The sequence below is a fragment of the Caldisericum insulae genome, assembly GCF_047785965.1.
Taxonomy (GTDB): domain Bacteria; phylum Caldisericota; class Caldisericia; order Caldisericales; family Caldisericaceae; genus Caldisericum; species Caldisericum exile_A.
Map to the genome: position 1 here is coordinate 22,123 of NZ_JBLOBF010000012.1, position 7,780 is coordinate 29,902.

7 protein-coding genes are annotated in these 7,780 nt (G+C 38.8%); 1 reads left to right on the plus strand and 6 read right to left on the minus strand.

Going from position 1 to position 7,780, the window contains the following annotated elements; all coding sequences use genetic code 11:
* Positions 1 to 109: 109 nt before the first annotated feature.
* A complete protein-coding gene (locus ACMV0E_RS06985; protein ID WP_416085668.1) occupies positions 110 to 682 on the minus strand; it encodes a class I SAM-dependent methyltransferase in 573 nt (190 codons plus the stop codon).
* Positions 646 to 843, minus strand: coding sequence for a hypothetical protein (locus ACMV0E_RS06990; protein ID WP_416085669.1), 198 nt, complete (start codon positions 841 to 843; stop codon positions 646 to 648). Before ACMV0E_RS06990 ends, ACMV0E_RS06985 begins: the two co-directional genes overlap by 37 nt.
* Positions 844 to 1,366: 523 nt before the next feature.
* Between ACMV0E_RS06990 and ACMV0E_RS06995 the strand changes: the two genes are divergently transcribed.
* Positions 1,367 to 1,534: a hypothetical protein gene (locus ACMV0E_RS06995; RefSeq protein WP_416085670.1), complete on the plus strand. Its 168-nt coding sequence runs from the start codon at positions 1,367 to 1,369 to the stop codon at positions 1,532 to 1,534.
* 22 nt (positions 1,535 to 1,556) lie between these two features.
* Here the strand turns inward: ACMV0E_RS06995 and ACMV0E_RS07000 are convergent, their stop codons facing one another.
* From ACMV0E_RS07000 to ACMV0E_RS07015, 4 genes are all read right to left on the minus strand, one after another.
* Positions 1,557 to 1,766, minus strand: coding sequence for a hypothetical protein (locus tag ACMV0E_RS07000; RefSeq protein ID WP_416085671.1), 210 nt, complete (start codon positions 1,764 to 1,766; stop codon positions 1,557 to 1,559).
* Between the two features lie 847 nt (positions 1,767 to 2,613).
* The gene (locus tag ACMV0E_RS07005; protein ID WP_416085675.1) at positions 2,614 to 2,766 is read right to left on the minus strand and encodes a C1 family peptidase; all 153 of its coding nucleotides are present in this window, start codon (positions 2,764 to 2,766) and stop codon (positions 2,614 to 2,616) included.
* Positions 2,763 to 3,044 carry a hypothetical protein gene (locus ACMV0E_RS07010; protein WP_416085672.1) on the minus strand — a complete coding sequence of 94 codons (282 nt, stop codon included), beginning with the start codon at positions 3,042 to 3,044 and terminating at the stop codon, positions 2,763 to 2,765. Before ACMV0E_RS07010 ends, ACMV0E_RS07005 begins: the two co-directional genes overlap by 4 nt.
* A 222-nt stretch (positions 3,045 to 3,266) precedes the next feature.
* The gene (locus ACMV0E_RS07015; RefSeq protein ID WP_416085673.1) at positions 3,267 to 7,724 is read right to left on the minus strand and encodes a S8 family serine peptidase; all 4,458 of its coding nucleotides are present in this window, start codon (positions 7,722 to 7,724) and stop codon (positions 3,267 to 3,269) included.
* Positions 7,725 to 7,780 lie beyond the last annotated feature (56 nt).

Here is a 7,780-nt window from a genome sequence, read left to right on the forward strand (position 1 = left end):
AACTATTTTACCCTTATAAAGTCATCTATAGATAATTTCAAACATAATATAATATGAGTTTAATACTACGAAAATTATATTAGACTCAATCTTAAGACCATCCGATGTTTTAGAGCTGTAAGAAGTTAATCAACTTCTTACCCATTTTTCTCAAAGTTTTTGGCAAATGTATTTTAGCGGCAATGACTACACGAAATCTCAATAATAGTAAAGAGTAATTGTTCTTTATTCTGTCCAATCGCAAATTCCTGACTACTTTTTTACCATACTTAATAGAATCAACGAATCTAACATCCTTAAAAAATTGAGACTTATAAAGAAATTCCTCAACAACACGTCTTGGTCCATCACGCTTATATGAGTCTGTATCATGAAATGCCATTATACCACCCTCTACCAATTTAGGAAACCACAACTCAAAATCCTGCTTTACCATATCATACTCATGCGCTCCATCAATGAAAATGAGTTCAACTGGTTCCTTTAATATTGTTGAAGCTTCGTAAGAAGTACACCGCAAAGGTACAACTATATCATCCAATTTCTGAGCTTTGATATTTTGTAAGAACTCATTGAAAGTGTCTATTTTACCAAACCTTTGAATATGCTCAGAGCTCCCGATATGAGGGTCAATTGCAAAAACCTTTAGGTTTTTCCCAAATTTGGAACCCACCCAAGCCACACAGTTGATCTTACTTTCCACGAGCCAATTTCAACTATGTATCCTTTGCCTTCACAACTTTTAGCAAGATTAAAAAGAAGGATCCCTTCCGTAGGACTTAACCATCCTTCAATTGACTGTGTTAAAGTTACCAAATCTTCTAAGATCTTATCTCTTTTCATATTCTTCAAATTATAAATTGCTTTATAAAAAATGTCAAATCCAATTAGAAATTACTTCACAAATCATATCAATTAAACAGCCTTGTAAATATAACGTATCTATTGATATATTACCCAGAAATGTCCCGATTCATCATAGCACGAACCTATATGAGTTCCATCTATCCAGGTAAGCTAATAGCCAGTTGAAGGATCATAGACACCAACACGGACTCTACAACGGAGAGGATCTACGATTGTTTGATTTGAGAGATTAAGGTCAGAGGAACCATTTGCAAGGTCAATGTTGTAATAGAGAAGCTTTTATTTGAATCATCATATAAAATCCAGTGATTTGTTAAGGTATCATAGTTACCTACTCTTATCAAGCAATTAGACGAATTAATACCAGTTGGTACAGCCCATGTATACGAAGGTTTGAGAAAGAGGAAGGTCTGTTGCAACGGTTGACCAGGAGGAACCTCTATCAGAAGAGAATAGAATTCCCAAAGCACCATCAGATAAGTTAGGCGAAGACAACTGAATGCTGTATGCAGAACCTGCAACGAGGGTTTCTAAACCGTTAGGTTGCAGGAGTATTATTGCTGGAGAAGATGCAGAGCTCATGTCAAAAGAGTTGTTTGTGCCTGTCTTTCCAGAACTTGTTGCAGTTATTGTTACCCCAGTATTTGCATCAGGGATTGTAACATAGAAATTTGAGAGGACTCCATTAATTAAGTTTTGGTAGTTTTGGACGATATTGAACCTTTGTTTACAGATAGACTAACGCTTCCGTTAAATCCTGTATATGTATACCCATACTGATCTTTCGCAGTTATAGTTATGTTGAAAGGAGTTCCTGCTGTTTGATTATAAATTGTGCCAAATGAAAAACTCGACAAGTACGGTGAAGCACCCAGTACAACAAGCAAACAAGCATTCATTCCGTTAATGGAAGTATCCTTTCAGGAATCAGAGTCATTATTTTTGTAAAGGTTGCCCATGCCTGAATTGTAGGGGTTACGTAATTTGATATCTTAAACTCTACTAGTATAGGATAATTATATCCAGGAGTAGTGAGCTTCACTTCGACAGTACACATTATCCCTTTGGAAAGTACAACCGAGGATTGCAGAGGACACCCAGAACTCGACCTTTTTAAGCTGACTTACAGACTGAGCAGTGTAAACCGAGGCCATCCAGGCGTCCCATACCCCACAAAACCTAACATTATGGATTCATTCCAGGAATAAAGCACATCTCCTTGCTAATAGTTTTCATATAGGAGGTAAAAAATCTCTTGCAAGTTGCTTGAATTGTATGAAAGGTAAAAATACTGTCCATTGCCCCAAGAAGCTCCCCAGTATTTTTTTACAATCCAAGCCCCTGTGCCAGCAGTTGTTTTTATGAGACACTGCTTACAATTGAAATAAGATGATTCAGAGAGATTACTGAGTTGGAGTCATAGAAGTAACCAGAAGTAGCATCAGTATAAAGATATGACAAATTATAATAAAAAGAGCCAGTTATAGGGCTATTGCTGTATATTGCCTGCTTTATGAGGTCAATATTCGAAACGGAGTTTGTGACCAACCTAACAACATCAAATCTCTTTACAGGAGGGCAATTGTCGCATTGGCAGTTTCCAGCACAATTCAGCAGTGACGTATTATACGGAAGATAATTTTCCATCTTTGCTCCCTTTCTTATAAATGCTTCTATTGCAAGATAGCTGTCTCAACCAGTCTGGCACGGGTCAGTTGCATTATCAAACAAGAGGTCCAGGACCCATTAGAGCAGAGGGCACTTTGTTTCTGGAAAATCATATACCATCCCTTCTTTAATCAACGCCTTCGATTCAAGCACAGAAGTTGTGCCAAATATCCAACAAGTACCGCAATTACTTTGATTTTTACAGGAGTAACTCCATTGTGAGCTCTTCAGTCAAATGAAGTTGGAAGGAATTCATTTACTACGTAGTTATTGTGAGCAATACCTTGAAGATGACTTGCGTCAAAAGGTATCGGTACATAACCATAAGAAAATTCAGAAGGTGTTTTCTGGTACTGAACGAAATCAGAATTTATTTGAGAAAAATTTAAATAACCATTCGAAAGTACTATATCACCGGTTATAAAAATGAATTTAGACAAAAAGATATTAAAGAGAGCAAACACAATAATTCTTTTAACAAGTCTTTTTTCATAAAAGCCTTCCTCCATATAATATTATTCAGAATCTGAAGGAGCAATGCCAAACATACGAATATCGATTACAGGACAGTAGCTAAATAATCTACGAATCCCTATGAATTCTATTCATTTATATTATCTAAATTATAATTGCTTTATGAAAAATTACAAATTGGAATTTAAAAGGGCTGCCTTTATGAGGCAGCCCTTAAAGTATCAGTTAGAGGAATTAGAGTGTTAGTTTAGTGGATATTAGTGAGGTATTACCCAGAAGTGGCCTGAGTCATCATAGTACTGTTTATCTGTACCCCAGGTAAGCCATCCATTAGTTGAAGGATCATAGATACCAACACGGACTCTAAAACGGAGAGGATCCTTGATTGTGATGGTATTTCCCTCTATATCCTTAAGATTTGAATCCTTAAGATCTGAGAGATTAATATCATAAGATCCATTTGCAAGAGGAATGTCTTTTGCCATAAGATACCAACCCTTATATGGACCTCCGCCACCAGGATAGAAGAAGATTCTTATCTTACCTTCAGTTCCTGTAAAACCTGCTACTTCCCAGGTTACGTGTATGGTATCTGTGGGTGAGAAGACTTCTGTGCCTGTAGGTGAGGTTATTTTGATGTAAGATGTTGGTGTAGTAGAAACTACCCAGAAGTGGCCTGAGTCATCATAGTACTGTTTATCTGTACCCCAGGTAAGCCATCCATTAGTTGAAGGATCATAGATACCAACACGGACTCTAAAACGGAGAGGATCCTTGATTGTGATGGTATTTCCCTCTATATCCTTAAGATTTGAATCCTTAAGATCTGAGAGATTAATATCATAAGATCCATTTGCAAGAGGAATGTCTTTTGCCATAAGATACCAACCCTTATATGGACCTCCGCCACCAGGATAGAAGAAGATTCTTATCTTACCTTCAGTTCCTGTAAAACCTGCTACTTCCCAGGTTACGTGTATGGTATCTGTGGGTGAGAAGACTTCTGTGCCTGTAGGTGAGGTTATTTTGATGTAGTTGTGTTCAAAGAATGCTTGGATAGTGTGGTTATTATCCACATTGGTGAAGGTGTAGGTTGAAACTGGACCTACTGATACACCATCAACAAGGACATCTTTGATGTGGTAATCAGTGTTAGGGGTGATGATAAAGGTCTGAGAGCCAAACTGTGGAACAATAACATCACCAGATGGAGTAATTGTACCACCTATATCTGCTGAGGCAGTGATTACATACTGGAGAATTCCAGGCGCAAAGACTGCTTGAATAGTGTGGTCTGCTGTAACATTGGTGAAGGTGTAGGTGTAAGAGGTAGTTTCAATTGATGGACGTGGTACACCACCATCTACAAATATACTTCTACCATCAACAAGGATATCAGCAATGTGGTAACCAGCTTTTGGCGTAACAATAAATGATTTATTAGAACCATCGCCTGCAAGCACTGGAGATGATGGTGAAATTGTTCCCCAAGCAGAATTGTTCACAGAAGGAGTGATGGTATGGATTGCATAAGTCTTAGTATCGCTTCCTAAATTGTTTGCATTATCAATTACCCAGACTTTAATATCGTGAGAGCCAGCAACAAGCCCGGTTATAGTATAACTCGTTGCATCAGGAGGTAGCATATGGGAACTGCTGTCCCAATCCACCTCATAGCCCCAAATGCCACTTGATGGTAAAGCATCTGTTGCAGGATCCCAATTCACAGTATATGTTCCGTCACCATTATCAATAATTGATGTAATGTGAACCTCTGGTGCAACTCTATCAACACTTACTGGGAATTCAATTACTTGTGGTGGATCATAGAACATCTTATTGAAAATCTTTGGTGCAGTTGCAGTGATGACAAGTTTGTACTTTCCATCTGAAACGGGATTATTCGATGCATCAGTTCCATCCCAAAGCCATGGAACATTACCAAAGAAATACCAGCCAGTACCATAACTTGGCACCATCTTAAGCAGGTAATCCACATTATCAATTGTCTTTACAAGGTTATTTTCTTGGTCACGGATTTCTATTTTCACATTTTGAATGTTCCTGAAAGCCCAGAAATCCGCTTCAAGTTTATCGGTTGTTGCAGGATTAAATGCAATTGCATTTCTATCAAAATTTCCGTAATAGTCAATTCCTGCGTAGTAACTCCCATTTATTTCTGGCCAGGTTGCAGGATAGCCACCAGTAAGATAATATGAAAGCCCGCCCATCGGATCGTCTGGAGGAAGATCAATCAGCGGATTAAAGTCCCAGGCATTTTCATTGGTAAATTGGTTCCACTTACCAAGAACGCCAACATAAGGGATATGTACTTCACCTGGAATATTTCCACCAGGACCAACTTGGGTTGCACCTTGAGGAATAAACTTAATAAATCCTTCAAGGTAATTCCATCCCCAGTAAGATCCCGTAAGGTTCCAATCCGGAACATTTCTTACATCAATCGTTACTATTACATCAGCAGTTCCATTGGCTGGAACTGTAACACTTCCTGATGGCGTTGTTGTAATAGTTGCGCCATTAAGAAGCATAGGATTAAGATTAGATCTTACAGTTTGCGGTCCTGTTGTCTGAATATTAAAAGTAATATTAGTTGAACCAGTGTTTGTGAGTCTTGCCGTGAAAACAACTGGTGCGGTTTTGTAGCTTGGAAGTTCGCCAAGTGCAACATAAGGAGTGCCTTTTGCAGAATCAGTCACAAGTACATTGTTATGAAGTGCATTGTACACGTCAACTCTTCCTGCGCCCTGCTTAAGCACGGAATAAGGCAAGCTTCCTTGCATAAGAATCTTTGCAGTGTTCATTAATGTTATCTTAATTTGTTGAGGTGTCCAGTCAGGATGCGCTTCTTTTATAAGAGCACCAACTGCACCAACGTGAGGTGCTGCCATTGAGGTACCAGAATAGTTTGCATAACCACCTTGTGCAAGTGGAACTGTTGACCATATGCCGCCGCCAGGTGCTGTGATTTCTGGCTTAAATGACAAGTCTGGTGGAAGTCCCCATGAAGAGAAATCAACCATTGTATCGGTTGCCTGAGGTACATCAGCATATGTATTAGGCTTAAATCCAACTTTACCACCACCAGTTCCTCCATTAACCGCATAGGGAAGTAATGCGTTACCGTCATCCTGGCTTATAAAAACCGCAGGGATTTGTGGTTGTCCATTGGTACTCATTGTAATATATCCACTTGTATTATTGAAAATAATAACACCAATTGCTCCTGCGTTATATGCATTTTGGATTTTTGTTAAGAAAGTATAACCTCCTCTTTTTATAAGAGCAATTCTTCCAGAAACTTCAGCAGGAAAATCTGATGGAGATCCACCTAATCCACAGTATACATATTCATAACCCTGCCCGTTATTGTCTCCTAAAACTGTAATTGGATCAGGAGAACCAGAACCAACTGTGTATGCATAATTAACTGAAGGTGTTGGTGCAATTCTTGTAAGAGCAGGATATCTTCCGTAAGAATTATAACTTGCTGCAACTGACATTGCAGATGGCGTTACAGAAGGTGAACCAACCGTTGCAAAATCGGGGAAGAATGGATAATATCCATAGCCATAATACGACCAGTATGAATTTCCTGCAGAGAGTGAAACAAATATTCCTGCTTTAATGCAATTTTCTATTGCTGCCTGGTCAGGCGCAGTTGGGTCAACAAAGCCTGCAACTGAACCAAAGCTCATATTGACTGCAGCAACTGGTGGGTGAGTTCCCTCAGGTCCATTATCAAGGTTCAATGGGTCTGCCATATAGTCAAATGCTTTTGCAATATCAAAAGATGATGCAGAACCTTCGCCACCTTGAACAATCTTTGCAATTACGATTTTTGCCTTTGGCGCAACGCCTTTAACCACGCCATCGGCTGCCATAATACCAGCAACATGCGTTCCATGGCCGTTAAGGTCCATTGGATCGGTGTCGTTATCGCCAAAATCATATCCTGCTGGAATTTTGGCGGTTGGGAATGTTGTGCCAGAACCACTTCCTCCAAGGTCTGGGTGAGTGTAATCAACACCTGTATCAACGACACCTACAACCATATTTGTGCCATCAACGCCAGGGTCAGTCCAAACACCGCCAGTCCCTGCACCAATTAAGGGCACGGAGTAATTAAGATCGGTTGTATAGATCTTCTCGACATGTACTCTGTCTTTTCCAAATCTTGCTATAAGGTAATTAACATATTTAACCTGTGTTTCAACAATTACACCATTGTAAGCAATGTAAAGATCTCTTTCAACTGTTACTGGAATGTTAGAAAGATTGCTTTTAATCGATACATGCTCTTGTCTGAGAAGGTCAATGTAATTAATAAGTTTAGTTTTGTCAACAGGAGTAAGGTTTGTAGTGTTAATAGATATTTTGTTGTCTTTAGCAAAATCAAGAACTGTTTTGCTTACGCCGTCAATTGCAACTTTAATCACAGAATTTCCGTCTTTAATCTTCTTGAAATCAACAAGGGATTTTGGAAGTTCTACTCCGTCAATTGTAACAGTGTTTAGCCTAAGAGATTCTTCTTTGGAAAAGGGAGGTGGAGCTTGAATCTTACTTTTGATGTAATCCATCTTCCTTTGAATGACAGAAGAAGGATCAGCTGCCTTGGTAGTCGGCGCAACGATTCCCACAGTCAGTGAAAGAACCATCGCAAAAACCACCAACATACTTACGGTTCTTTTCATTTTTGATACCTCCTTTTACAAATTTTTAATATTCCAATTATATTTTACAGAAAAAT

Bases quoted from the DNA above. Each gene is read 5' to 3' on its own strand.
- ACMV0E_RS06990 (WP_416085669.1), bottom strand. From the start codon at position 843: ATGAAAAGAGATAAGATCTTAGAAGATTTGGTAACTTTAACACAGTCA.
- ACMV0E_RS06995 (WP_416085670.1), top strand. From the start codon at position 1,367: ATGCTGTATGCAGAACCTGCAACGAGGGTTTCTAAACCGTTAGGTTGC.
- ACMV0E_RS07000 (WP_416085671.1), bottom strand. From the start codon at position 1,766: ATGAATGCTTGTTTGCTTGTTGTACTGGGTGCTTCACCGTACTTGTCG.
- ACMV0E_RS07010 (WP_416085672.1), bottom strand. From the start codon at position 3,044: ATGGAGGAAGGCTTTTATGAAAAAAGACTTGTTAAAAGAATTATTGTG.
- ACMV0E_RS07015 (WP_416085673.1), bottom strand. From the start codon at position 7,724: ATGAAAAGAACCGTAAGTATGTTGGTGGTTTTTGCGATGGTTCTTTCA.